General features: G+C 58.4%; 24 protein-coding genes. 5 read left to right on the top strand and 19 right to left on the bottom strand.

The genetic code is table 11. From position 1 onward, the window contains the following. The 5 genes from BM116_RS17500 to rplU all read right to left on the bottom strand — a co-directional run. Positions 1-230, bottom strand: a 230-nt coding sequence (locus BM116_RS17500) for a transposase (protein ID WP_175494056.1), incomplete at its 3' end; no start/stop codon positions are given. 203 nt (positions 231-433) lie between these two features. Continuing rightward, positions 434-1552: a glutamate 5-kinase gene (proB, locus tag BM116_RS17495; RefSeq protein WP_083728242.1), complete on the bottom strand. Its 1119-nt coding sequence runs from the start codon at positions 1550-1552 to the stop codon at positions 434-436. 66 nt (positions 1553-1618) lie between these two features. Beyond that, positions 1619-2824 (bottom strand): Obg family GTPase CgtA, encoded by a 1206-nt coding sequence (gene cgtA / locus BM116_RS17490; RefSeq protein ID WP_083728243.1) that lies wholly within the window; start codon positions 2822-2824, stop codon positions 1619-1621. A 98-nt stretch (positions 2825-2922) separates the two neighbouring features. After that, positions 2923-3180 (bottom strand): 50S ribosomal protein L27, encoded by a 258-nt coding sequence (rpmA, locus tag BM116_RS17485; protein ID WP_083728244.1) that lies wholly within the window; start codon positions 3178-3180, stop codon positions 2923-2925. A gap of 24 nt (positions 3181-3204) precedes the next feature. Beyond that, positions 3205-3516 (bottom strand): 50S ribosomal protein L21, encoded by a 312-nt coding sequence (gene rplU, locus BM116_RS17480; protein WP_083728245.1) that lies wholly within the window; start codon positions 3514-3516, stop codon positions 3205-3207. A gap of 255 nt (positions 3517-3771) precedes the next feature. Here rplU and ispB point away from each other — a divergent pair, with 255 nt between their 5' ends. Beyond that, the gene (gene ispB / locus BM116_RS17475) at positions 3772-4740 is read left to right on the top strand and encodes an octaprenyl diphosphate synthase (RefSeq protein ID WP_083728246.1); all 969 of its coding nucleotides are present in this window, start codon (positions 3772-3774) and stop codon (positions 4738-4740) included. A 92-nt stretch (positions 4741-4832) separates the two neighbouring features. On the opposite strand, the gene BM116_RS17470 is transcribed toward ispB, so the two are convergent. Continuing rightward, the gene (locus BM116_RS17470; RefSeq protein WP_083728247.1) at positions 4833-5450 is read right to left on the bottom strand and encodes a BamJ family beta-barrel-assembly machinery protein; all 618 of its coding nucleotides are present in this window, start codon (positions 5448-5450) and stop codon (positions 4833-4835) included. 123 nt (positions 5451-5573) lie between these two features. Between BM116_RS17470 and BM116_RS17465 the strand changes: the two genes are divergently transcribed. Continuing rightward, the gene (locus BM116_RS17465; RefSeq protein ID WP_083728248.1) at positions 5574-6866 is read left to right on the top strand and encodes an NCS2 family permease; all 1293 of its coding nucleotides are present in this window, start codon (positions 5574-5576) and stop codon (positions 6864-6866) included. Beyond that, on the top strand, positions 6866-7951 hold the full coding sequence (trmA, locus tag BM116_RS17460) for a tRNA (uridine(54)-C5)-methyltransferase TrmA (RefSeq protein WP_083728249.1): 1086 nt from the start codon (positions 6866-6868) through the stop codon (positions 7949-7951). The genes BM116_RS17465 and trmA overlap by 1 nt, the downstream gene beginning before the upstream one ends. A 7-nt stretch (positions 7952-7958) precedes the next feature. On the opposite strand, the gene BM116_RS19230 is transcribed toward trmA, so the two are convergent. From BM116_RS19230 to BM116_RS19360, 6 genes are read right to left on the bottom strand one after another with little or no spacing between them, the layout of a single operon-like run. After that, positions 7959-8354, bottom strand: a complete 396-nt coding sequence (locus BM116_RS19230) for a type IV pilin protein (RefSeq protein ID WP_083728250.1) — start codon at positions 8352-8354, stop codon at positions 7959-7961. Positions 8355-8359: 5 nt separating this feature from the next. After that, complete coding sequence (locus BM116_RS17450) at positions 8360-11602, bottom strand: PilC/PilY family type IV pilus protein (RefSeq protein ID WP_083728251.1); 3243 nt, start codon at positions 11600-11602, stop codon at positions 8360-8362. Positions 11603-11619: 17 nt separating this feature from the next. Continuing rightward, positions 11620-12141 carry a pilus assembly PilX family protein gene (locus BM116_RS17445; protein WP_083728252.1) on the bottom strand — a complete coding sequence of 174 codons (522 nt, stop codon included), beginning with the start codon at positions 12139-12141 and terminating at the stop codon, positions 11620-11622. 1 nt (position 12142) lies between these two features. After that, complete coding sequence (locus BM116_RS17440) at positions 12143-12937, bottom strand: PilW family protein (protein WP_083728253.1); 795 nt, start codon at positions 12935-12937, stop codon at positions 12143-12145. Further along, positions 12934-13440, bottom strand: a complete 507-nt coding sequence (pilV, locus tag BM116_RS17435) for a type IV pilus modification protein PilV (RefSeq protein ID WP_133065870.1) — start codon at positions 13438-13440, stop codon at positions 12934-12936. Before pilV ends, BM116_RS17440 begins: the two co-directional genes overlap by 4 nt. Further along, positions 13437-13901: a GspH/FimT family pseudopilin gene (locus BM116_RS19360; RefSeq protein ID WP_083728255.1), complete on the bottom strand. Its 465-nt coding sequence runs from the start codon at positions 13899-13901 to the stop codon at positions 13437-13439. The genes pilV and BM116_RS19360 overlap by 4 nt, the downstream gene beginning before the upstream one ends. A 129-nt stretch (positions 13902-14030) precedes the next feature. On the opposite strand from BM116_RS19360, the gene BM116_RS17425 reads away from it, so the two are divergent. Beyond that, a complete protein-coding gene (locus BM116_RS17425; protein WP_090475293.1) occupies positions 14031-14555 on the top strand; it encodes a GspH/FimT family pseudopilin in 525 nt (174 codons plus the stop codon). A gap of 40 nt (positions 14556-14595) precedes the next feature. Here the strand turns inward: BM116_RS17425 and argJ are convergent, their stop codons facing one another. The 3 genes from argJ to BM116_RS17410 all read right to left on the bottom strand — a co-directional run bounded on the left by argJ (position 14596) and on the right by BM116_RS17410 (position 19736). Then, the gene (gene argJ / locus BM116_RS17420) at positions 14596-15813 is read right to left on the bottom strand and encodes a bifunctional glutamate N-acetyltransferase/amino-acid acetyltransferase ArgJ (RefSeq protein ID WP_083728257.1); all 1218 of its coding nucleotides are present in this window, start codon (positions 15811-15813) and stop codon (positions 14596-14598) included. Between the two features lie 132 nt (positions 15814-15945). Next, positions 15946-18678, bottom strand: a complete 2733-nt coding sequence (secA, locus tag BM116_RS17415; protein ID WP_083728258.1) for a preprotein translocase subunit SecA — start codon at positions 18676-18678, stop codon at positions 15946-15948. Positions 18679-18860: 182 nt separating this feature from the next. After that, entirely contained in the window at positions 18861-19736 is an 876-nt protein-coding gene (locus tag BM116_RS17410) for a M23 family metallopeptidase (RefSeq protein WP_139056993.1), read from the bottom strand. A gap of 156 nt (positions 19737-19892) precedes the next feature. Between BM116_RS17410 and BM116_RS17405 the strand changes: the two genes are divergently transcribed. Further along, positions 19893-20357, top strand: a complete 465-nt coding sequence (locus BM116_RS17405) for a DUF721 domain-containing protein (protein WP_083728260.1) — start codon at positions 19893-19895, stop codon at positions 20355-20357. A 117-nt stretch (positions 20358-20474) separates the two neighbouring features. On the opposite strand, the gene lpxC is transcribed toward BM116_RS17405, so the two are convergent. The 4 genes from lpxC to BM116_RS17385 form a co-directional block, all read right to left on the bottom strand. Continuing rightward, positions 20475-21386 (bottom strand): UDP-3-O-acyl-N-acetylglucosamine deacetylase, encoded by a 912-nt coding sequence (gene lpxC / locus BM116_RS17400; RefSeq protein WP_083728261.1) that lies wholly within the window; start codon positions 21384-21386, stop codon positions 20475-20477. A 107-nt stretch (positions 21387-21493) separates the two neighbouring features. Continuing rightward, a complete protein-coding gene (gene ftsZ, locus BM116_RS17395; RefSeq protein ID WP_083728262.1) occupies positions 21494-22660 on the bottom strand; it encodes a cell division protein FtsZ in 1167 nt (388 codons plus the stop codon). Positions 22661-22747: 87 nt separating this feature from the next. Further along, the gene (gene ftsA / locus BM116_RS17390) at positions 22748-23980 is read right to left on the bottom strand and encodes a cell division protein FtsA (protein WP_083728263.1); all 1233 of its coding nucleotides are present in this window, start codon (positions 23978-23980) and stop codon (positions 22748-22750) included. Positions 23981-23989: 9 nt separating this feature from the next. Then, positions 23990-24850 carry a cell division protein FtsQ/DivIB gene (locus tag BM116_RS17385; RefSeq protein ID WP_083728264.1) on the bottom strand — a complete coding sequence of 287 codons (861 nt, stop codon included), beginning with the start codon at positions 24848-24850 and terminating at the stop codon, positions 23990-23992. Positions 24851-24859 lie beyond the last annotated feature (9 nt).

The following is a 24859-nucleotide window of genomic DNA, read 5'->3' as shown; positions in this document are numbered from 1 at the left end:
CGTTCGCTGCGCACGCCGAACAGGTAGCCAATAAACAGCATCTTGAACAGAGTGACCGGGTCAATCGCCGGGCGACCGTTGTCAGCACAATACAGGTGCTGGGTGGCAGGACGAATGAACTCGAAATCAATGTGCTGGGCGATCTTGCGCAGCAGATGGTCAGCTGGCACCAGTTCTTCGAGGGTGACCATCTCCAGCGCGTGTTGTTTGGGTGAAGGGGGTTTGAGCATCGGGTTGGCCTGCGATAAACGACAACCCATTAAACAAAAGCCCCCGCCTTTCGGCTAGGGGCTTTGTCAGCAGTCTGAAACCGGCCTAGGCCGGTTTTTTTGTGCGTGCGCATAGACCACCAGCGCTCGGTGGCACACCTGCAGCTTTGCCCACCCTACCGCACGAATCCGCAGGGCCACGGCATGCCGTGGCCAGTTGCGCATCACACCAGGACCAGATTGTCCTTATGCACCATCTCCGGATCATCGATATAACCCAGAATGCTGGCAATCTCGTCGGTTGACTTGCCGGCAATGCGCGCCGCATCCTGCGCAGCGTAATTGACCAGGCCTCGCGCCACCTCGCGCCCATCAGGCCCAACACAGACGACCATTTCGCCGCGCCGAAAACCGCCCTCAACCCCCACAACACCCACCGGCAGCAAACTGGTCTTGCCCGAGCGCAGCGCCCTAACAGCCCCCGCATCCAGCAACAGGCGACCACGGGTTTGCAGGTGCCCCGCCAACCACTGCTTGCGCGCCACCAGCATGCCCTTCTCGGACAGCAATAGCGTACCCAGCGACTCGCCCGCGCGCAGCCGATCAATCACTCGCTCCAGCCGGCCACCCACAATCACCGTGGCCGCCCCGGAACGGGCGGCCAGACGCGCAGCGCGCAACTTGGTCGCCATACCACCACGGCCCAGCGCACCCGCACTTCCGCCCGCCATTGCATCCAGCTCAGGGTCATCCGCCATGGCGGAGGACACCAGCTCAGCATTTGGGTTGCTGCGCGGATCGGCGGTAAACAAGCCATCACGATCAGTCAGAATAACCAGCAGGTCGGCCTCAACCAGATTGGTCACCAAGGCACCCAGGGTATCGTTGTCGCCAAAGCGGATCTCGTCAGTGATGACGGTGTCGTTTTCGTTGATAACCGGAATAACACCCAGATCCAGCAAGGCGCGCAGCGTGCTACGGGCATTCAGGTAGCGCTTGCGATCTGACAGATCATCATGGGTCAGCAGCACCTGCGCAGTCGACAACCCGTGACGCTGAAAGCTGGACTCCCAGGCCTGTACAAGCCCCATCTGCCCAATGGCCGCCGCCGCCTGCAGATCATGGGTAGTCTTGGGCCGCTCACTCCAGCCAAGACGACTCATACCGGCCGCCACCGCCCCCGAGGACACCAGCACCACCTGAGCACCCGAGGCGCGCAAGGCCGCCAGCTGCTCAACCCATACCGCCATGGCCGCCTGATCGAGGCCACGACCGTCGCCAGTAAGCAGCGCACTGCCAATCTTCACCACCCAGCGACGGGCCCCGGTTACCTTTTCACGCATGCTGATTCCATCAACAAATTGTCAAAGCCTACCCGTGGCGACTGCGGCCGCCACCACGGCGCTCACTCAACGGACGTAGATGATCTCAGGTCCGTCTTCATCATCCTCATCGTCGTCATCATCCAGATCGCCGGTACCGATACCCTGCTTGCGCAGCGCACGCCGATCATCCAGCTCCTGGATATGCGCCCGAGCCTCATCTTCAATGCGCTGATCAAGCTCCGCCATCGCCTCGGCGTACTCTTCATCCTCGACCAGTCGATGCTCACGCTCATCCAGCCAATTCATGACATCCTTGGCCAGCTCAGCAGTACCCTGTCGCTCAGACGCCGAAATAACATATACCGGACCTTCCCACTCCAGACGCTCGACGACATCATCCAGAATCGTCTGCTGCTCGTCCTCGAGCAGCTGGTCGCACTTGTTCAGCACCAGCCAACGCTCACGCAAGGTCAGCGAAGGGCTGAACTTGCCCAGCTCATGCAGGATAGTTTCAACCGCCTCAACAGGATCAGACTGATCCAGCGGAGCCATATCAACCAGATGCAGCAGCAGACGCGTACGCGACAGGTGCTTGAGAAAGCGCGTCCCCAGACCCGCACCATCGGCGGCGCCAGCGATAACACCCGGAATGTCAGCAATCACAAAGCTGCGCAGCTGACCAACATCCACCACACCCAGATTGGGCACCATAGTGGTAAAGGGATAATCAGCCACTTTGGGCTTGGCGGCGGAAACAGAACGAATAAAGGTACTCTTGCCGGCGTTAGGCAGACCCAGCAAGCCGACATCAGCCAACACCTTCAGCTCCAGCTTGAGATCACGCAGATCTCCCAGCGAGCCCTGGGTGGTCTGCCGTGGCGCGCGGTTCACACTGGACTTGAAGCGAGTGTTACCCAGACCATGAAAGCCGCCCTGCGCAACCAGCAAGCGCTGCCCAGGCTCCGTCAGATCACCAATGATCTCCTGAGTACCCGCGTCAATTACCGTGGTGCCCACCGGGACGGGAAGAACCATGTCCTCGCCCTTGGCGCCGGTACAGTCACTGCCACGGCCATTCTCGCCGCGCTTGGCGTTAAAACGCCGCGTGTAGCGGTAGTCCACCAGGGTATTGAGATTGACGTCCGCCTCCAGAAAGATGGAGCCGCCATCGCCACCGTCACCGCCATCAGGGCCGCCTTTGGGGATGAACTTCTCACGCCGAAAGCTCATGCAGCCATTACCACCATCACCAGCCTTGACCGTGATGGCTACCTCATCAACAAATTTCATTCTGCTCCCCTTCCCGGAAGGGACGGGCTAATGGAAAGAATACGCTACAAACAAAAAAGCCCCGTCGCAAGACAGGGCTTTTTGCAATCTCGGGCCAATCAGGCAGTTACGACACTAACGTAACGGCGATTGAATTTGCCTTTGACTTCAAACTTGACCACGCCTTCCGCCTTGGCGAACAGGGTGTGATCCTTGCCCATACCGACGTTTTTGCCGGCGTGGAACTCGGTGCCACGCTGACGGACAATGATGTTGCCCGGGATGATGGCCTGACCGCCGTAGATTTTCACGCCAAGTCGTTTGGATTCTGAATCGCGGCCGTTACGCGTGGAACCGCCTGCTTTTTTGTGTGCCATGAGTCTTTACTCTCCTGAATCAGCTTAGGCAGTGATGCCGGTGATCTTGATTTCGGTGTACCACTGACGGTGGCCCTGACGCTTCATGTGGTGCTTGCGACGACGGAATTTGATGATGCGAACTTTGTCGCCACGACCGTGTGCACTGACTTCTGCAGTCACTTTGGCACCTTCAACGACCGGCGCGCCGATCTTGACGTCATCACCGTTGCCTACCAGCAGCACCTTGTCAAACTCGATGCTGGCGCCGGTTTCAACGTCCAGTTTTTCTACTTTCAGGAACTCGCCTTCAGCGACCTTGTATTGCTTGCCGCCGGTAACAATGACTGCGTACATGTTGCTTTCTCCGTAATCCTGCTCACCCAGCGCTTTGTCTAATGGTTATTGGCTGGCATGGCTGCAAGTGACCTCGCCTATCGAGATCCACCTTGCCATTGTCAAAACAGGGATGCTTTCTATCTCAGGGCGCGGATTTTACTCAACCACCTACTATTAAGCAAGCCTTGAAACACTGCGACAACCCGCCTTTCTTGACAGCCCGCAGCCCGCAACCTAGCATGCCGCGGAACCTTTTCTGGAATTCTGCATTCAATGAGCACGCTGCCTTTCTATGAGCCGGTCGCCGGAGACTTTGCTGCGGTCAACCAGCTGATCCTGGATCAACTGCATTCCCGGGTCCCGCTTGTGGAAAAGATTGGCCACTATATCATCAGCGCGGGCGGCAAACGCCTGCGTCCACTGGTGGTGCTACTCAGCGCGCGCGCCTGCGGCGCCGACAGTAGCGAGCAGCACTCGCTCGCTGCAATCATCGAGTTCCTGCATACCGCCACCCTGCTGCACGACGACGTGGTCGACACCTCCGACCTGCGCCGCGGCCGCTCTACCGCCAACGCGCTGTGGGGCAACGCGCCAAGCGTACTGGTCGGCGACTTCCTCTACTCCCGCGCCTTCGAGATGATGGTGGCGCTGGGCAACATGCAGGTCATGCAGATCCTGGCGAACGCGACCAACGTGATCGCCGAAGGTGAGGTACTGCAGCTCTCGAAGGTACGCGACGCGAATACCGACGAAGCCACCTATATGGAAGTCATCCGCAGCAAGACGGCGATGCTGTTTGAAGCGGCCAGCCACAGCGCTGCAGTCCTTGCCGGCGCCAAGGCTGACCAGGTCGAGGCACTGCGCGAGTTTGGCGACGCGCTCGGCATTGCCTTCCAGCTGATGGACGACCTGCTTGATTACAGCGGTGATGCAGCCGAGATGGGCAAGAACGTCGGCGATGACCTGGCCGAAGGCAAACCCACGCTACCGCTGATCTACACCATGCGCCACGGCACTGAAGAGCAGGCAGCGCTGGTTCGCCAGGCAATCCAGAAAGGTGGCACCGAGGACATCACGCCCATTCGCGAAGCCGTAACCGCATCTGGCGCACTGGACTACACCGCCCGCCTTGCCCAGCAACATGCTGATCGCGCCATCGCGCTGCTGGACACTCTGCCCGCGTCTGAATACCGCGACGCGCTGGAGCAGTTGGCACGCTTTGCGGTCAAGCGCAGCTTCTAACCTGCACAACGCGGCCACGACATGTCGTGGCCCTACGAAGGAACGGGCCACGCACCGCCTTACGGCCACGGCATACCGTGGCCGCAACCCGATCAAAGCACTTTCAGCAGCTCGATATCGAACACCAGCGCGCTGTGCGGCGGAATGCTGTTGCCCGCGCCGCGAGCGCCATAGGCCAGCTCGGAGGGAATAAACAGGCGCCATTTGGCACCTTCTTGCATCAGTTGCAGCGCTTCGGTCCAGCCTGCAATCACGCCACCAACCGGAAATTCTGCCGGCTGACCACGCTTGTAAGAGCTGTCGAACACCTCACCGGAAATCAGCGTGCCCTCATAGTGGGTCTGCACAGTGGAGCTCGCTTCAGGCGTAGCGCCAGTGCCCGCGGTAACCACTTCGTACTGGAGGCCAGAAGGCAGAGTCACAACGCCCTCGCGCTTGGCGTTCTCAGCCAGAAAATCGACACCGGCCTGCGCCGCCTCTTTTGCAGCAGCCTCGGCAGCGGCCTGCATCTTGCCCTGCAGCACCTGGAAGGCAGCCTGCAGCTCGGCTTCCGGCACCTGACTGGCCTGCTGACCAAAGGCGTCCTTGAGACCGGCGGCAACCAGCTCCAGATCCAGATCAGGAATATTGCTGGCCAGCAACTGGTCACCCATCTGGCGGCCAATGCCGTAGCTGACGCGCTTTTCGTCGGTATCGATTGTATTGCTCATGGTGGCGGCACTCCGCTAGAAAAATGGCCGACAAGCCTGACACATTGTCGGCAAAAATTCACCCGCAGCGGCGAATCCGCTACAATTGCCGGCTTTTCGCACTCAGCCCGGAACGCCACAACCATGTTGGAAAAACTGTTCAAACTGCGCGAACACGGCAGCAACGTACGCACCGAGGTGCTCGCTGGCGTTACCACCTTCCTGACCATGGCCTACATCATCTTCGTTAACCCGATGATGATGGCCGATGCCGGCATCGACCCAGGTGCCGCCTTCGTCGCCACCTGCCTCGCAGCGGCCATCGGCTCCTTGGTCATGGGCCTGTGGGCTAACTACCCCATCGCGCTGGCACCCGGCATGGGGCTGAATGCGTTTTTCAGCTACACCGTAGTCGGCTCCATGGGCTACAGCTGGCAGGTCGCCCTCGGCGCGGTATTCCTGTCCGGCTTTCTGTTCTTTCTGCTCAGCCTGTTCCGCATTCGTGAGTGGATCATCGACAGCATCCCGCTACCACTGCGCTCCGCCATCGCAGCGGGCATCGGACTCTTCCTCGCGCTGATCGCACTGAAGAGCGCAGGCCTGGTGGTTGATCACCCGGTCACGCTGGTCACCATGGGCAATCTGGGCCAGCCCGAGCCACTGCTGGCGGCAGCCGGCTTTGCCGTGATCGTTGCCCTCTCCTACCGCAAGGTCACAGGCGCCGTAATGATCGGCATCCTGCTGGTGACCGCTGCCAGCTTCCTGCTTGGCCTTAGCCACCTCGACGGCCTTGTGTCGGCACCGCCCAGCCTGAAACCGACCTTTCTGGAGCTGGACATCAAGGGAGCCCTGGAAGTCGGCCTGCTGAGCGTGGTCTTTGCGTTCCTGTTCGTCGACCTGTTCGACACTTCCGGCACTCTGATCGGCGTGGCACAAAAGGCCAACTTGGTCGAAGCCGACGGCAAGATGCCGCGCCTGGGCCGCGCGCTGATGGCCGACAGCACGGCCACCATGGCAGGCGCCGCGCTCGGCACCTCGACTACCACCAGCTATATCGAGTCGACCGCAGGCATCAGCGCTGGCGGCCGCACAGGCCTTACCGCTTGCGTGGTGGCGCTATTGTTCCTGCTCAGCATGTTCTTCTCTCCACTGGCGACGGCCGTACCCGGCTATGCGACGGCACCTGCGCTGCTGTTTGTTGCAGTACTGATGACCCACGGCTTGGTGCAGATTAACTGGGATGACCTGACAGAAGCCGCCCCGGTCGTCGTGACCGCGCTAGCCATGCCGCTGACCTTCTCGATCGCCAACGGCATCGCGCTGGGCTTTATCAGTTGGACCGTGATCAAGCTGCTGGCGGGCCGCTGGCGTGAGCTCAACCCCAGCCTGTACGTTCTGGCTGGCCTGTTCGTAATCAAACTGGCGCTGTTCAGCTGATGAGTACCGCATTCCAACCCGAGCAGTACGAAAGCCAACTGGCAGCCAAGCGCGAACGTCTGGAGCAGTTACTCGCCCCCTTTGACGCCCCCGGCCCCGAGGTATTCGAATCAGCGCGCGAACACTTTCGCCTGCGCGCCGAGTTTCGTCTTTGGTACGAGAATGGCGAACCGCACTACGCGATGTTTGAGCAGGGCGACAAACGCAAGCCTATCCTGATAACCCAACTGCCCATCGCCAGCCGCCAGATCAACGCACTGATGATGCCCCTGCTGGACGCCTGCAAGGCCGATCCCATTCTGGGCCGCAAGCTGTTCCAGGTTGAGTTTCTGACAACGCTATCGGGCCAGGCACTGATCACCCTGTGCTACCACCGCCCACTGGACGACACCTGGGATGCTCCCGCCCTCGCACTGGCCGAGCAACTCGGGGTACAACTGATCGGCCGCAGCCGCGGCCAAAAACGTGTGCTGCAGACAGATCATGTAGTGGAAGTGCTGGAAGTGGCCGGCCGCCAGTGGCAGTACCAGCAGATTGAAGGCGGGTTCACCCAGCCCAACGGCGGCGTCAACCAGCACATGCTAGGGTGGGCGCTGAATGCCGCCGGCAGCAACAGTGACGACCTGCTGGAGCTGTACTGCGGCAACGGCAACTTCACGCTGCCGCTGTCTACCGCGTTCCGCCGGGTTATGGCCACCGAGCTAGCCAAAAGCTCGGTACGCGCCGCACAGGAAAACTTGCGTCTGAACAACATGGACAATGTCACCCTGGTGCGCCTTGCCAGCGAAGAGGTGACCCAGGCGCTGACCGGCGTACGCCCCTTCCGCCGCTTACAAGGCATCGACCTGAGCGGCTTTGAGTTCGGCACCGTCTTCGTCGACCCGCCGCGGGCTGGCCTAGACCCCGCCACGCTGGACCTGATCAAGGATTACCGGCGCATTCTCTACATCTCCTGCAATCCGGAAACCCTGGCAGACAACCTGCAGACGCTTACAAAAACGCACCGCGTAGTGCGGTGCGCTCTGTTCGATCAATTCCCCTATACCCACCATATGGAGTCGGGGGTGTTGCTGGAGCAGATGTAAGGGCCCCTCAGTCTGCCCACTGCGGCCCACCATTTACGGTCTCAAACTCAAGCGTCTGCTCGCCCGTCATAATACCTTTCGGGGTCGCCGTGATAGTAAAGGCATGAGGACTATCGCGGCTGTATACCGGTGTATAGAAGTCGCCGCCATATAGCCCATCAGGGGCCAATGCCCTGGCCGCAGCATCATCAACAGGATATGCAAAAGTCTTAGCTCTAAAGGCCTCCAGCGCACTTGCATACTCCATTATCTGCCCCTTAGCCTCCGCCTCTCGCGTATTGCGAATGTGCTCTTGATAAGAGGGATAAGCGATTGCGGCAAGAATCCCCACAATCGCTACCACAATCATCACCTCGACTATCGTAAAACCGGTACTACGCGAGAACTTCATCGCTTTTCTCATCACGGTTAATCCCCCTCCCCGCCTTCATCCTGAGGCAGTTTGATAGCCCCAGCAGCGTCCGGCGTCAACTGCATCCAGCGACCATGGCGCAGATCACGCAACGTGCCGCCACCGCCACCGCCACCGCCACCGCCAGCGCCCTCCGGAATGGTTTCGGTTCCAACAACGATGGCTGTATCACCGTCCTCGCCAAACAGAACAGTGACTCCCGGCGGCAGGCCGGGCTGCAGCAGCGTATAGCGCTCACCCTGCCCCGTCAGCAAGTTAACCCGGTGCAGGTAAGATTGCCCGTAGCTGACCGAACAGGGATCAGCCTCATCATCCGAAGAGGTAGCTGGAGAGTAGGTTGTGAATAGCACCTCGTAATTGAAGACGGCCGGCGAGGATAGCGACTTCTCGCCCTCGGCCTTATTCAACGCCATATACCAGCCACGCTTAGTTGTATCGGGCTCAGCTCCGGTCGACACATTAGTGAAGTCGCCAAGTGTCGCCGCCGATTTCGCGGGACCACCAAAAGGCTCCCGGTCACGCAACACAAAGAGCGCATCTTGCGCATCAACATCCAGTGGGTGGCTACGATACCCCGATGCCAGCGACACGTAGTAACTGGAATAAGCTCCATCGCGCACATATGAAACCGTCGGCTGCTCATAGAATCGACGGTGGTTCTCGCCAGTACCACCGAGTCGCGCCAGCAGCGTGACGCTATGGGCACCAGCTTCCGAACCATCGATGTCAGCGCGGAACAACTGCCCACCAAGGTCGGCGAAATACAAATGATCAACCACCCCATCAGAATCAGCATCAACTACCGCGATGCTCCCTGGAATCGAGTGCGTCATACTTGACACGGTTGTTGCTACATTCCCGCTCCGGCTACCCGCAGACCAAACCAACTCGCCGGTGTTGGCATTTACCACATAGATTGCGTTGCCCTTTTCATCCTGAGCGCGGCGCTCCTTGTGGTCATCGTGATCTGCTGGACTATACCCCCCACCAAAGATCACCACCGGAATACTCCCACCATCACTAGTTGGGAAACGAGCCACCTTCGGCGTAGACCAAGTCTGGCCCAAGTCGACAAAGTCACCGGTGCCGCCACTAATCTGCCATGCGAGCTGCGGACTGCTTACATTGGTGACGTCCAGCGCAAAATAGCTATTACCTCCACGCCGCATCCCACCATAAATCATGACCTTTGATGGTGCGTCCTCAAGCGAGGCGCCAGGCTGCCGCAACACCGACCAGCTACCATCCAACCCGTATGTCTGGCGTTTGTTCCCCCCGGCAAGCGGCGGGCGATTAACCGTGTAGCTAGAGGCTTTCGAGATAAACTCGTAGGGCATAAAGGCAAATTTTTCATCGCCGTTACTGGTATCGATTGCGTGCAGCATGCCGGCGTTGGTTGAGACGAAAACAATGTTGTCTTCAACAAAGTCCTCACCCACAGTAGTACCACCATAGTTAACCATGAGCGGCCGACTGTGCAGCGGGTCGCCCCACATATTGAGCAGCTCACGTTCTACGTTCCCACGCACCGCATCGGTAGCCTCCGGGGGTAACAGCAGCTGCGCATTGGTGAAATCATTCAGATCAAACCGGCGCAGACTGCCGCCAGGCGCGGCTGTATAGAAGAGCCGGCGCGACGTAGTCTGCAGTCGATCACGAGCGCCGCCCAGCATGATATCGGCGCCGTCGACCGAACGACTCCACCAACTGCGGGCCGAGGAAGAGAACTCACTGCCGGTCATCGCATTACTACCGGACGCATCGTAGAAAGTCGCCTCACCATCATCCACCTCAACCCGGTAGCGCTTGAGGTTGCCGTTCCAGAAACTATTTTGCAGCGGCTTGAATAACGAAAAATACATTTCATCAAGATGCTGAAAACGCTGACTTTGGCTCACCGCCACACCCGGTGACACCATTGTGCTGGCTTCGTCAGCGATCAGGTCCAGGGTTGACTGAAACGCAAGCAGCAGACTATCTGCGTTGTCGGAATTGTAAGTACTTCCACCACCTGCCGCAGACACGCCCTGCATATTTGCCAGAGTGCCACTCCCCATATACAACCCGATATTGTGGGTTTTAATCTCACGCCCAATCGCATTATTTTCGCGATTCAGATGCCGGGCAATGCGCTCCTGACAATTGTAAGATCCCGACGTACAGCTAACGAGATTAACATCGCTAGGGCTATCGCCAGAGGGCGCGCCATCAGTAAACAGAATGATGTGATTTGACTCACACTGATTAGCTTGGACAGTGGGAGAGTCATATCTGGTGCCAGATGTGATTTGTGCATATTCGGCACAGTTACCAGTAGGCACCATTTCACAATAAGTAACCTCATTCAAGACTTGACTTTGAAGATAATTAACCTCTCGCACCTGATAAAGCCCAGTCCTGTACCACGGGTCCCACCATCTATCGTTGTTATACTGACAGATCGCCGCACTCGACGGGCAGGAAGGCTGGGGCCGCCAAAAATCATATCTTATCGGGTTACTCCAGAGGATCTGGCATAGATCACCAACAGTACAATTTTGACTTGCAGGCAATGTAGCCCAACCTCCGTAACTTGCAGAGCAGGTCGGCTCATCAACATCGCAAAAGTCTACTGGCTGGCCACCAGAGTACTCGTACTCTGTAGTGCATTGCTCTTCATACTCATCCTTAATACAAAACTGGTTATTTGAAGAAGAGTACGAATTACTACTGGCACGGCCAAGCATATAGTCCGCCATCTCCTCATAACCAAGCGAAGTTGGCGTACCGGTCCTTGGCATCCTGTCTGCGGTGCTACCGGAAGGAGACTGAATATTTCGATTAGGATTGATCGAGTCAAGCGCAGCGTCAAAGTAAGGGCGCGTCTTCTCAGTCACCGGCATGACAGGCACCATGACATAACCACCGTTACTGGAATTATTGAATCGCCCCAACCCTATGTTTACGTTCTCATCCACTTCATCCAGAATGGTCTCCATTGCATCATGCAATAGATTGATCCTGCGCTCACGCCAATCACTCCCCGTACACCAGCTGGCCCCCGTACCTGTTTCACAGTTCCGCATGGAGCCAGAATTATCCAGCATAATCATGACGTTAGCGACATTCTTATTCACTGAGTCGTCTGATAACACCTCAGAGTAATACACCTCAACATCTTCAGCCCACAATTGAGCCGAAGAAAACACCGCTGCCGCGGCAAAGAAAGCAACAGGAGTGTAACGAGTAAAAACCTTCATTTTCGCCTCCTCCAGACTCAAAGCTGGACGCAGTCGAGACCTACTTTCAAGGCCTCTTGCAAGTGATTATTCTCTATCTGATAGGACTGCATGTTACTTTCACCCAATATATCAATCACATAGTCTCGATATATCTCGACATCACTACCGGAAACCATTCGGCAATTATTCTGCAAATGAACAATATAACTACCAGCCTGCAGAAGCTCACGCGAGTCCATCCGATCCGAATTGCCACACTCACTATTTTTCAGCGAACCATCTGACAGAAGACAGGTTTGCATTGACTCACCATTAAGAACAGACCTTGAAAGCTCGGTGTCATTTAGCCCACGCAAGCGCTCCAAGCTCATAGCCACGGCCGACTCTGCTGCATCAAAACTCATGGTGTCCGCCTGAACACCCGTGGCCACTTTGGCGGAATAAATGCTTGTTCGCATCGCTGATATCCCCAGAACCGATACCATAAGCAAAATAAACAGCGCGACAATCAATGCAGACCCTCGTTGCGCAGAACCGTTGTTAGTCAGAGAATTCATATCAAATACCATCCCAATAGACGTTGCGAACTTGAGCGGTGGTAGAGAAGACACGGCGGATTGCGCGATCTTCCGGCGTCACAACCTGCTGATCAAGCACAGAGACCGTCTGGCCACCCGCTGGAACAGGCAATGTTGTATCGCTACTACGAAGAAGCAGACCTACTCGTATGGACACAACAGAGTCAGCTGCAGCTAGATCTGTCGCCGATACAAAGCGGGTAGCACCAATTTCACCATTGAGACTTCCATCAACGCCATATAGAACCTGGAAGCTATCAACTCCTGAAATCAGCTCCACTGCATTGGGGGCTAACGCGGCATAACCGCCTCCTTCAAGCTGACGCACACTCGCACACCACAAGCTGTCGTCTACGACAAAGTAGCGATTAACAACGATCTCGCCCTCTGGATTGGCGCCGCCTGCCGTCAAGTCGGCACCCTGACAAGCCCGCTGAGCCAAGTAGCTAACCACCAATACGTCGTTGCCGTTCGCCCCCCCATCTGTTGACTGGAAAGCGACGGGATTACCTTCAGAGTCATCAACAGATAGCGCCAACACTACCGGCTGGACAAACCCTTCAATCTGACCACCGCGCCCAGCGTTGCGAATATCAGCAGCGATATAGCGCAACACCGTCTGGCCATCTTCGTTCACTCCGGCCACTGCCTCCTGCAGCGAGAAAGTTCGTTGATTGCTCACCAACAGCTGTATAGCCGCGAAGCTCAGCAATAAGCCAAGCAACAATGCAATCATCAGCTCTACTAGGGTCAACCCTTGTTGTGAGTGCTTCATCGAGCGAACTCCATTACCAGACAATTTGCATCCTCGGCGAGATTCACACCGGCACCGCTAGTGCAAGCATCGATACTATTCACCGCACCGTCACGCTCTCCCCAATTCAGCACCACACAGGTCAACCCATTGAAGTCGCAGCTATCAATCTTGATCAGCCCATTTGGCAAGGTCTGATTCGCCGCCCACGCCAACTGAGCCAAGTCCAAATCGACTACGTCACACCCATTACCGCACGTCTGAGCGGGAGCGCTGGAAGGAGTGACGATCGCAGTGCCGTTCCGGTAATCGGCAATCTCAGCCGCGTTGGCTTGAATTCGCTCTACTGCATCCTGGGCGATCAGCATGGCCGCACTACGGTAATTAGCATCTTCGGATTTCTGCATCGCAACCACCTGCACACCTGCAAACCCCAGCGCACCGACAGCCAGAACAAGCACCGCGATGAGCACTTCCACCATGCTCACACCTGCTTGAGCACTCTTCATCGAAAGCCTGTTCACGCTCCACACCCCCCTGCGATCGTTTCAACCGTCACACGCCCCAGAAAAGAGAGGGTTATACGCCTACCATCAATGGTGGCATCTTCGTGACAGATCGTGATGTTGTTTCCCGCAGCAGTGAGCCCACCCTCTGGCCTGAAGACAACGGAGGCGATATCACTACGAATCCTGACCTTATCGGCAAGCTGATAAGCGTCGTCACTATTTACAGAGGCCTGATGCACTATCGTCCATCCATTCCCCCAGTCCCCACCCTGGGGTGACACGGTAACCATCGCCCTAGAACTCATAGATTCCGCCCTGGCGGCATTCAAGGCGGAGACTAGGTCGCTCGTAGTTGATCTAACGGCATTATTTGCAACAGTTCTCTGGAAGGACGGCACGGCAAGACTCAACACAATGGCAGCGACCACTAGCGTCACCATCAGCTCGAGCACAGTAAACCCTCTTTCCCGCTGCATTCTCAGAACCTCCACTTTTTGATTGGTAGATCATAAATCTCGCCTACATCAATAGCTCGGCACTGCAGATAGGCGGTCATAATCACCGGACAAGCTGACAACCGATCCGAAGGTGTGGGCCAAGTGCAGATGAAAAGTAACGGATTTACCCTGACCGAACTGCTTGTCGCCTTAGCGTTGCTGGGCATTCTGGTAAGTATTGGCGTGCCGTCGTTCAGCAGGCTGATTAACCAGCATCGCCTGGACAGCGCGCAGGACGCGCTGGAGCGCAGCATCAGGTTTACTCGAAACGAGGCCATCGACCGCAACGAACCGGTGGTCATGATGCCGCTAGCGGGGGACTGGAACAGAGGCTGGCAGGTGTTTGTCGACCGTGACAACAACCTTGCCCTTGGCGCCGATGACGTCCTGTTGCTGGAAGATCAGGCGGCATTGGTGTCGAGCGTCACTGCTAGCGGCCAACTGCAAGGCTACCTGCGCTACAACGCGCTGGGCGAGTCAGAACAGGTGTACGGCGGTTTTCTGGCCGGTAGCTTCAGGCTGTGCCCGCCAGATTTAGCGCAGCGCGGCCGAGCGCTGATCATCAATCGTGTCGGCCGCCTGCGCACGGAATCTCGCCAGTTTGAGGCACGGCAATGCGCAGCTATGCCATGAGTGAGGCGCACACCTGTGACCAGGTGTGCGCCTCAGCACCTCAGGTCCGGTACTCGGCGTTAATCCGCACGTATTCGTGGGAGAGATCGGTGGTCCACAAGGTTTCACTCACCTCGCCGCGCCCCAGCTCGATGCGAATGGTGATCTCTGACTGCCCCATCACACGCGCACCCTGAGACTCTTCGTACTCTGCCGCACGACCGCCCTGGCGGGTAATGCAGACGTCATCCAGATAAACGTCGATTTTCTCGACATCCAGATCCGGCACACCGGCATAGCCAACGGCGGCCAGAATGCGCCCCCAGTTGGGGTCGGAAGCAAAGAGCGCGGTCTTGATCAGCGGAGAATGGGCTACTGCATAAGCGACATCCAGACACTCATCGTTGTTGGCGCCACCGTTGACCCGAATGGTTACGAACTTGGTCGCCCCTTCACCGTCACGCACAATAGCCTGCGCCAGTGTCAGCATCACATCCTTGATGGCGGTTGCCAGCTCCTCGTAGCCCTGGGCTTCGGGGCTATCGATCAGCGGGATGTCCGCCTTGCCGGTAGCAACCAGCATGCAGGAATCGTTGGTGCTGGTGTCGCCATCAATGGTGATGCGATTGAACGACAGGTCGGCCGCCTCCCGCAGCAACGCCTGCAGCAGCGGCTGCGCTACCGGTGCATCGGTAGCGATATAGCCCAACATCGTTGCCATGTTTGGACGAATCATGCCGGCGCCCTTGGAGATACCGGTAATGGTGATGACCTGACCGGCAATCTCGATACGCCGACTGCAGCCCTTGGGCTGGGTATCGGTGGTCATGATGCCTTCAGCAGCATGCGCCCAGTTATCTTCGGCCAGGTCCGCCAGAGCAGCCGGCAGCGCGGCGATAACCTTGTCGGCAGGCAACAACTCGCCAATCACACCGGTACTGAACGGTAGCACTTGCGCCGCCTCACAACCCACCTTCTCGGCCAGCGCCTCACAGGTGCGCTCGGCAGCCTGCATACCAGGCTTGCCGGTACCGGCATTGGCGTTACCGGTATTGACCAGCAGGTACTGCGGCGAACCGGTCAACCGCTGGCGACAGAGGGTGACAGGTGCAGCGCAAAAGGCATTACGGGTAAACACGCCAGCAATGCTGGAGCCCTGAGCGGCCTCCATAACCACGACATCCTTGCGGCCAACACGCTTGATACCGGCCGAAGCAATACCAAGACGAAAACCGGAGACAGGGTGCAACGCAGGTAACGGGCCGAGACCGACAGGCATGTTTGACGCTCCAAAAAAGAGGGAGAGAGGCTGTAAGCTTCAAAAGCATACAGATTCCCCCGACTATAAAGCCGAGGGTTAACGGGTTTACCTTGTAGCTTGCCGCTTGAAGCTTACAACTGCTTTTCAGGCTTAGCTTATCTGCCCGTGGCAGTGCTTGTACTTCTTGCCGGAGCCACAGGGACAGGGGTCATTTCGGCCAACCTTGGGCCCTTCACGGGTCTGCGGCGCAGCAGCTTGTTGGGGCTCTTCGGCAGGCTCTGCCTCGTCTGCGACGGCATTGACCTCTTCATGCTTGAACTGCATGCGACGCTGCATTTCCTCAGCCTGGCGGCGCAGACGCTCCTCTTCTTCGGCCGGGTCCTCGCGACGTACCTGTACATGGCTCAGCACGCGAATGGTGTCGCGCTTGAGCGTTTCCAGCATCTCCTGGAACAGGTTGAAGGCTTCGCGCTTGTATTCCTGTTTGGGGTTTTTCTGCGCATAACCACGCAGATGAATACCCTGACGCAGGTGATCCATAGTCGCCAGGTGCTCTTTCCACAGATCATCCAGCACGCGCAGCAGCATCTGCTTCTCAAAGGTACGCAGGGCTTCAGCGCCGGCCAGCGCTTCCTTCTCGCGATAGGCCTCAACCAACGCGTCCAGAATGCGCTCGGCTACGCCCTGCTCCTGCAACCGCTCGTCCTCATCCAGCCACTGCTGGATCGGCAGATGCAGGCCCAGCTCGCCGGCCAGCGCCTGCTCTAGGCCGCCAATGTCCCACTGCTCGGGCAGACTGCCTGCCGGCATGTGCATGGCAACCATGTCGGTGACCACATCCTGACGGATGGCGGCAATGGTTTCCTCGACCGACTCGCTGGCCAGGATGGAGTTGCGCTGCCCGTAGATCACCTTACGCTGCTCGTTGGCAACGTCGTCGTATTCCAGCAACTGCTTGCGGATGTCGAAGTTGCGCCCCTCAACCTTGCGCTGGGCCTTCTCGATGGCATTGGTGACCATGCGATGTTCGATCGCCTCGCCCTTCTCCATGCCCAGTGCTTTCATGAAGTTCTTCACCCGGTCAGAGGCAAAGATGCGCATGAGGTTGTCTTCCAGCGACAGGTAGAAGCGGCTGGAGCCCGGATCGCCCTGACGGCCGGCACGACCACGCAGCTGGTTGTCGATACGGCGGGACTCGTGACGCTCGCAGGCAATGATGTGCAGGCCGCCGGCTTCCAGCACCTGCTGGTGGCGCAGCTGCCACTCATCCTTGATCTGCGCGATCTGCTGATCGGTGGGGTTCTCGAGGGCCGCGACCTCGGCCTCCCAGTTACCACCGAGGATGATATCGGTACCACGACCTGCCATGTTGGTAGCGATGGTAACCGCGCCCGGACGACCCGCCTGGGCCACGATCTCGGCTTCCTTCTCGTGGAATTTCGCGTTGAGGACCTTGTGCGGCACCTTCTCACGATTGAGCAGTTGCGCCACCACCTCGGAAGACTCGATGGATGCAGTACCTACCAGCACCGGGCGGCCCTGCTCCATGCAATGCTTGATATCGGCGACGATGGCGGCGAATTTCTCTTCGATGCTGAGATAGACCAGGTCGTTGTAATCCTTGCGCACCATCGGCTTGTTGGTCGGAATGACCAGCACGTCGAGGCCGTAAATCTGACGAAACTCGAAGGCCTCGGTATCCGCAGTACCGGTCATACCGGCCAGCTTCTGGTACAGACGGAAATAATTCTGGAAGGTAGTGGAGGCCAAAGTCTGGCTCTCGGCCTGAATCTGCAGACCTTCCTTCGCCTCGATAGCCTGATGCAGGCCCTCGGAAAGACGACGGCCCGGCATGGTGCGCCCGGTGTGCTCGTCAACCAGCAGCACCTGGTTGTTCTGCACGATGTACTCGACGTTGCGATGGAACAGGGTATGTGCACGCAGCGCAGAATTGACGTGATGCAAAAGGCCCAGGTTTTGCGCGGCATAAAGGCTGTCGCCCTCATTGAGCAGCTTCTCGCGTACCAGCAGGTCTTCGATAAACTGGTGACCGCTTTCGGTCAGTTCAACCTGACGCGCCTTCTCGTCGATCAGATAATGACCATCGACCGCCTCCACACCCTCTTCGGCGGCCTGGCCACGCTTGAGCAGGGGGATAAGCTTGTTGATCGCTGCGTACATCTGCGAGCTGTCTTCGGCGGGGCCGGAGATGATCAACGGCGTACGGGCCTCGTCGATCAGAATGGAGTCAACTTCATCGACCACCGCGAAATAGGGCTCGCGCTGGAACTTGTCTTCCAAACGGAAGGCCATGTTGTCGCGCAGGTAGTCAAAGCCCAACTCGTTGTTGGTGCCGTAAGTAATATCGCACTGGTAGGCAGCGCGCTTCTGTTGTGGGTCCTGGAATGGCACCACCACACCAACGGTCATGCCAAGGAACTCGTACAGCGGACGCATGGTATTGGCGTCACGGCTAGCCAGATAGTCGTTGACCGTCACCACGTGAACGCCCTTGCCGGCCAGCGCATTCAGGTAGACAGGCAGCGTTGCTACCAGCGTCTTACCCTCACCGGTTTTCATCTCGGCGATCTTGCCTTCGTGCAGTGTCATGCCGCCGATCAACTGGACATCAAAGTGACGCATGCCCATCACCCGCTTGCCCGCCTCGCGGACAACGGCAAAGGCTTCGGGCAGCAGCTGGTCCAGGGTGGCACCATCGGCCAGGCGTTGCTTGAACTCGCCGGTCTTCGCCTTCAGCTGTTCATCGCTCAGCGCATTCAACCCCTCTTCCTGAGCGTTGATGGCAACAACCACCTTGCCCATGCGCTTCAACTCACGATCGTTCTTGCTTCCCAACAGCTTTCTGACTAACGGCGCAAACATAATCGAATTAGGTATCCATGTGAGAGGTGACGAGCTCAGTCCCGTGCAGCCCGGACCAGCACTGAAAAAGGCATTCTACTCTGATTCTTGCTGCACATTAAACCGCGCAGCCGGCGCGACCTTTGCCAGAACAATTCAGGCAAAGGCCGGTATGAAAGGATATGAGTGGGGGCGGCGCGAGACTAATTCAATGCCAGGAAACGGCGCGGGTTGACCGCCATGCCATTTCGGTAGACTTCCAGATGCAGGTGCGCGCCGGTAGAGCGCCCGGTATTGCCGACCGTGGCAACCTCCTGCCCCTTCTGGACCAGATCGCCCTTGCTCACCTTCAGCTCATTGGCGTGGGCATAACGGGTTTTCAGGCCATTGCCGTGATTGATTTCTACCATATTGCCGTAGGCGCCGTTGCGGGCGGCAAAGGTAACCACGCCAGCCCCAACCGCATAAATGGGGGTACCGCGGGGGGCGGCAAAATCCAGACCGTTATGCATCGAGAAGCGACCGGTGATCGGGTCGGTACGACGACCAAAACCGGAAGACAGGCGCCCGTCAGGCACCGGGATGAAATCGAGAACGGCGTCGACATCGGTCTGCCGGCTGACCATCAAATCTTCCAGCAGCTGCAGTTGGCGAGTGCGGTTATCCACTCGCGCAGACAATTGCTCGATCAGGCTCTGCAGGTCTGGCGCGTTGTAGCTCAGGTCATCATCGCGCAGTTCGGGCCCACCCATGCCGGGCTGAACCTCAGAGCTCAAACCAAAATCGGCCTCGACACCAAAATCAAACTCGCCATCACTGAACTCGCCCAGCTCGGTCAACCGCACACCGAGCGCATCCAGACGGGTCAGGCGCATCTGCAAGCGTGCCAGCTGCTGACTCATACGCTCGATCTGCGCTTGCGTACCATCGTCTTCGAGCAGCGGATCTACTTCATATTCCTGCAGAGCTTGCTGCCAGGCCGGCAGGGCCGAGTCGTCGACACCAGCACTTCCGGAACCGGAAAGCAATTGCCAGGTCACAAGGGAAGCAACCAACGGCAAGGCGAGCAACAGGCTCACTCCCGCGGCAACCCAGTGCGCCCCTAGCGTCACGGTCCGCGACGCACCGTGGCGCCCGGTTAAAATGATGATATTCAAATAACGACCCCAAACAATCGTAGCGGCGCTTCTGTTAGCATGGCCGCTCCTTCACTTCTCTGGCTGGCAGCAACCCCTATGGCATTCCGTCCACTGGATGCACGTCGACCAACCGACCTGTTACGCACCAACAGCACGCTAAAGGCGCTGCTGGAAAAATCCCGTCAAATTGAGCGATTGCAGGCGCTACTGGAGTCCAGACTGGAACCGGCAGCTCGCCCACATTGTCATGTTGCGGCTTTGGATAGCGGCACGTTGCGCCTGGTGGTCAGCAGCAGCCATTGGGCAACCAGACTGCGCTATCAGCAAAAACGGCTGATTCGCCAGCTACAGGCGTTCAACGAATTCGCCACCTTAACGAAAATTCATTGCAAGGTACAACCACCACTGGTCAAAAAAGAACCACCGGTTCGCATTATGCCGCGCTCACAGGTAGCCAGTGCCAGTCTGCGAGAAACCGCTGACTACGTGGAAGACCCGGGCTTGAAAGCCGCCCTGCAACGCCTGGCTCGTCACCACGACGATGGCCAGGGACAGTCCTGAGGCACACAGGGACACCCAAGCCACCATAAAGTTCCCTGCCCACCAAAAAAGAAAACGGCCACCCGAGGGTGGCCGAAACAAAGTACAACGAAACGAGAAAGGTGTGGGCTCAGGCCCTCATACAGCAGTGGCCGGACGCATGAAGGAAATTGGTGCGGTGCCTGCGTCATCGAAGGTCACCAGCTCCCATGCATCCTGATTAGCCAGCAGCGCGCGCAGCAGCTTGTTGTTCAGCGCATGACCGGACTTGTAACCACGGAACTCGCCAACCAGGCTTTTGCCCAGCAAGTACAGGTCACCAATGGCATCCAGGATCTTGTGCTTCACAAACTCGTCTTCGTAGCGCAGACCGTCTTCATTCAGCACGCGGTATTCGTCAACGACAATGGCGTTGTCAACGCTGCCGCCGAGCGCCAGGTTCTGTGAACGCAGGTACTCGATATCGCGCATGAAGCCAAAGGTGCGTGCCCGGCTGACTTCCTTAACAAAGGAGGTACTGGAGAAGTCGACGCTGGCGTACTGGCTACGACCACGGAACACAGGGTGGTCGAAATCAATCCCGAAGCTGACCTTGAAGCCCTCGAAAGGCACGAAGGTCGCGGTTTTGCCGTCCTCCTCGACAGTCACTTCCCGCTTGATGCGGATGAACTGCTTGGCTGCATCCTGCTCGGCAATACCTGCCGACTGAATCAGGAATACGAAGGGACCGGCACTGCCGTCCATGATCGGGACTTCCGGCGCGCTCAACTCGACATAGGCGTTATCGATCCCCAGACCGGCCATGGCAGACAGCAGATGCTCGACGGTATCGACCTTGGCACCATCCTTGATCAGGGTGGTGGACATGGTCGTCTCGCCCACGCACTCGGCTCGGGCAGGGACCTCGACCACAGGGTCGAGATCCACGCGACGGAACACGATACCCGTGTCAATCGGTGCCGGCTTCAGGGTGAGATATACCTTCTCACCCGAATGCAGACCTACACCGGTTGCCCGGATGACGTTCTTCAGTGTGCGTTGTCTGATCATGTTTGCTTCCGCTCTGGTTGCGAAAAACCCTCAATAAATTGGCGTGCATCATAGCAAAGACCGCTTTTGATGAATACCAATTACCCCTATGCCTCCGATTAACTAGATCAATCGGCCTGACGACGCAGGAAGGCCGGGATATCCAGGTAGTCCAGATCTTCTGCCGGCTTGCTCAGGTGCGCCGCAGCGCTGGTTGCAGGCTGATTACGCATCACGGTCGGGCGATCCAGGTCACGATAGTTGGGTGCAGCAGCGTCGGACTGACGGGCAGTCGGTGCAGCAGCAGCGGTGTTGTCGACAACCTTGACCGGCTTCTCGCGTGCGCCCAGACCAGTGGCAACCACGGTAACGCGCAGCTCGTCACGCAGTTCAGGATCGATAACGGTACCCACAACAACAGTCGCAGACTCAGAAGCGAATTCCTCAACGGTGCTACCCACTTCGGAGAACTCACCCAGCGACAGGTCGGGGCCAGCGGTGATGTTAACCAGGATACCGCGAGCGCCCATCAGGTTAACGTCTTCGAGCAGCGGGCTGCGGATAGCCGCTTCGGCCGCTTCGCGGGCGCGGTTCGGGCCGCTGGCGTGGCCGGTACCCATCATTGCCATGCCCATTTCGCTCATGACGGTTTTCACGTCGGCAAAGTCGACGTTGATCATACCCGGGCGCATGATCAGGTCAGCAATACCCTGTACCGCGCCCAGCAGCACGTCGTTGGCTTTGCTGAAAGCAGCCAGCAGGCTGGCATCTTTGCCCAGTACGGTGAGCAGTTTTTCGTTCGGGATGGTGATCAGCGAGTCAACGTGCTGGCTCAGCTCGCGGATACCTTCTTCGGCAACCTGCAGACGCTTGCGACCTTCAAACGGGAACGGCTTGGTCACCACGGCAACAGTTAGGATGCCCATTTCTCGCGCAACTTCAGCAACGATCGGCGCAGCACCGGTACCGGTACCACCGCCCATGCCTGCGGTAATGAACACCATGTCGGAGCCTTGCAGGACTTCTGCAATGCGCTCGCGGTCTTCGATCGCCGCTTCACGGCCGATCAGCGGATTCGCGCCGGCACCCAGACCCTTGGTCACGCCGGAGCCGAGTTGCAGGACAGTGCGGGCGCTGACGTTTTTCAGCGCTTGCGCGTCGGTATTGGCGCAGATGAAGTCAACGCCTTCCACGTTGTTGACCACCATGTGCTGGAGGGCGTTTCCGCCACCGCCGCCAACGCCGACGACTTTGATTACTGCGTTCTGGGGAACATTATCGATAAGTTCGAACATGGCCTTTCTCCTTGAATCACTCTTTGTTTCGTTGTCGTTTCGTTTACTGCATATGCCCGCTCTGGCGGGTCTGATAACTGCGGGCGACTAGAAGTTGCCCTGGAACCACTTCTTCATACGCTCGACCACTGACGCCTTGTTGCTGTCAGTTGGCTGAGAGCTTTGCTCACCGTGGTGCTTGATGCCGTAATGCAGCAGGCCCACACCGGTGGCGTAAATCGGGTTGCGGACCACATCGGTCAGCCCCTTGAACTCCTGGGGCATACCAAGGCGAACCGGCATGTGGAAAATCTCTTCGGCCAGCTCAATGGCCCCTTCCATCTTCGCGGTGCCACCGGTCAGCACGATGCCGGCCGGGATCATGTCTTCAAAGCCGGACCGACGCAGCTCTGCCTGAATCAGCGTGAACAGCTCGTCGTAGCGCGGCTCGACCACCTCCGCCAGCGCTTGACGCGACAGGTCGCGCGGCGGGCGCTCGCCCACACTGGGCACCTTGATGGTTTCCTCCGGGCCGGCCAGCTTGGCCAGCGCGCAGGCGTAGCGAATCTTGATTTCTTCGGCGTACTGGGTCGGCGTACGCAGCGCCATGGCGATGTCGTTGGTGACCTGATCACCGGCGATCGGAATCACCGCAGTGTGGCGAATCGCCCCTTCGGTAAAGATCGCGATGTCAGTGGTGCCGCCACCAACATCTACCAAGCAGACGCCCAGCTCTTTCTCGTCCTCGGTCAGCACCGCGTAGCTGGAGGCCAGTTGCTCCAGGATCACGTCTTCGACTTCCAGGCCGCAGCGGCGGATGCACTTTTCAATGTTCTGCACCGCGTTCAGCGCGCAGGTCACCAGGTGCACCTTGGCTTCCAGACGCACGCCCGACATGCCCAGTGGCTCGCGTACGCCCTCCTGGTTATCGATGACGTATTCCTGCGGCAGGATGTGCAGCACCTTCTGGTCCGCCGGAATGGCGACCGCCTGACCTGCATCCAATACGCGTTCGATATCGGCCTGCACCACTTCACGGTCGCGGATCGCAACAATGCCGTTGGAGTTGAGGCTGCGGATGTGGTTACCGGCGATACCGGCGTAGACCGAGTGAATCTGGCAGCCGGCCATCAGCTCGGCTTCCTCGATGGCGCGCTGAATCGACTGCACGGTCGACTCGATGTTCACCACCACGCCTTTCTTGAGTCCGCGCGAGGGATGCGAGCCGATACCGACGATCTCCAGCTCGCCGTCCGAGCCGATCTCACCGACCAGCGCGACCACCTTGGAGGTGCCGATGTCCAGGCCCACAATCATTCTGCTGCCCTGCTTGCTTGCCATAATCTCCCGTTACTCCCCCGCTGTTTCCGCCGTGGCGGCTTCTCGCCAGGCCACGGCCATACCGTTGCTGTAGCGCAGGTCAACCCGCGCGATCAGGTCACGACGGTCGGACAGCATCAGCTGCTCGACGGTCATGAACCGCTGCATCTTTTCCACCAGATTGTCGCGACCGAGCAGCAACTGCATGCCGTCCTCGGTGGTCAGGAACCAGCTGCCGCGGTCGCGCAACTCCAGGCTGCTCACCACCATGCCCTGCGGGCGCAGCAGGCCACTGAACTGCTGGTACTGGCGCATGACCTTGCGCTTGGCGCGCTCGGGCCCGCTCAAGCGCGGCAGCTCGCTGAAGCTGCCGATGTTCTGCGGCATGAATGCCTTGCCCTCGTTGTTGAGCAGCGCGCTGTCGCCCCAGCGAGCAACCGGCAGTTGCTCATCCAGTTGAATAACCAGACGATCCGGCCAGACCCGGCGCACTGACGCCTGAGCGACCCAGGGCATGGCCTGCAGGTCGGTGTGCAGACCGTCCAGATCGATGCCCAGGAAGCTGTCTTGCAGATAGGGTTCAATCACCCCCTGCACCGCATCGCCATCAATGTATTGCAGGTCGCCCTCAACGCTGATCAGCGCGATAGGGCGATCAGCCAAGGGCATCAGGCGGCTGCCCAGCTCGTACAGGCCCATACCCAGGGCCACCAGCAGCAGCGGCCACAGCAGTTGCTGCAAACGCCGCCCGATACCCTGCAGGCCCGCGCTCGGCAGACGCAGGCGCGGCATTTGCCGTGGCTGCGCCGGCTGCACGCGCACGGCGCCACGGCTGCCTGCCTTACGGCGAGGCGGCGGCGGTGCACTGCGTGTATCGCGAATAGCCTGCATTCAGTTATC

The sequence above is a fragment of the Halopseudomonas pachastrellae genome, assembly GCF_900114765.1.
GTDB classification, from domain to species: Bacteria; Pseudomonadota; Gammaproteobacteria; order Pseudomonadales; family Pseudomonadaceae; genus Halopseudomonas; species Halopseudomonas pachastrellae.
Note: the sequence above shows the minus strand (reverse complement) of the source record. Positions and strands in the feature narration are given on the sequence as shown.

Coding starts and splice junctions, on each gene's coding strand:
- proB (WP_083728242.1), bottom strand. CDS start 1,552: ATGCGTGAAAAGGTAACCGGGGCCCGTCGCTGGGTGGTGAAGATTGGC.
- cgtA (WP_083728243.1), bottom strand. CDS start 2,824: ATGAAATTTGTTGATGAGGTAGCCATCACGGTCAAGGCTGGTGATGGT.
- rpmA (WP_083728244.1), bottom strand. CDS start 3,180: ATGGCACACAAAAAAGCAGGCGGTTCCACGCGTAACGGCCGCGATTCA.
- rplU (WP_083728245.1), bottom strand. CDS start 3,516: ATGTACGCAGTCATTGTTACCGGCGGCAAGCAATACAAGGTCGCTGAA.
- ispB (WP_083728246.1), top strand. CDS start 3,772: ATGAGCACGCTGCCTTTCTATGAGCCGGTCGCCGGAGACTTTGCTGCG.
- BM116_RS17470 (WP_083728247.1), bottom strand. CDS start 5,450: ATGAGCAATACAATCGATACCGACGAAAAGCGCGTCAGCTACGGCATT.
- BM116_RS17465 (WP_083728248.1), top strand. CDS start 5,574: ATGTTGGAAAAACTGTTCAAACTGCGCGAACACGGCAGCAACGTACGC.
- trmA (WP_083728249.1), top strand. CDS start 6,866: ATGAGTACCGCATTCCAACCCGAGCAGTACGAAAGCCAACTGGCAGCC.
- BM116_RS19230 (WP_083728250.1), bottom strand. CDS start 8,354: ATGAGAAAAGCGATGAAGTTCTCGCGTAGTACCGGTTTTACGATAGTC.
- BM116_RS17450 (WP_083728251.1), bottom strand. CDS start 11,602: ATGAAGGTTTTTACTCGTTACACTCCTGTTGCTTTCTTTGCCGCGGCA.
- BM116_RS17445 (WP_083728252.1), bottom strand. CDS start 12,141: ATGAATTCTCTGACTAACAACGGTTCTGCGCAACGAGGGTCTGCATTG.
- BM116_RS17440 (WP_083728253.1), bottom strand. CDS start 12,937: ATGAAGCACTCACAACAAGGGTTGACCCTAGTAGAGCTGATGATTGCA.
- BM116_RS19360 (WP_083728255.1), bottom strand. CDS start 13,901: ATGCAGCGGGAAAGAGGGTTTACTGTGCTCGAGCTGATGGTGACGCTA.
- BM116_RS17425 (WP_090475293.1), top strand. CDS start 14,031: ATGAAAAGTAACGGATTTACCCTGACCGAACTGCTTGTCGCCTTAGCG.
- argJ (WP_083728257.1), bottom strand. CDS start 15,813: ATGCCTGTCGGTCTCGGCCCGTTACCTGCGTTGCACCCTGTCTCCGGT.
- secA (WP_083728258.1), bottom strand. CDS start 18,678: ATGTTTGCGCCGTTAGTCAGAAAGCTGTTGGGAAGCAAGAACGATCGT.
- BM116_RS17405 (WP_083728260.1), top strand. CDS start 19,893: ATGGCATTCCGTCCACTGGATGCACGTCGACCAACCGACCTGTTACGC.
- lpxC (WP_083728261.1), bottom strand. CDS start 21,386: ATGATCAGACAACGCACACTGAAGAACGTCATCCGGGCAACCGGTGTA.
- ftsZ (WP_083728262.1), bottom strand. CDS start 22,660: ATGTTCGAACTTATCGATAATGTTCCCCAGAACGCAGTAATCAAAGTC.
- ftsA (WP_083728263.1), bottom strand. CDS start 23,980: ATGGCAAGCAAGCAGGGCAGCAGAATGATTGTGGGCCTGGACATCGGC.
- BM116_RS17385 (WP_083728264.1), bottom strand. CDS start 24,850: ATGCAGGCTATTCGCGATACACGCAGTGCACCGCCGCCGCCTCGCCGT.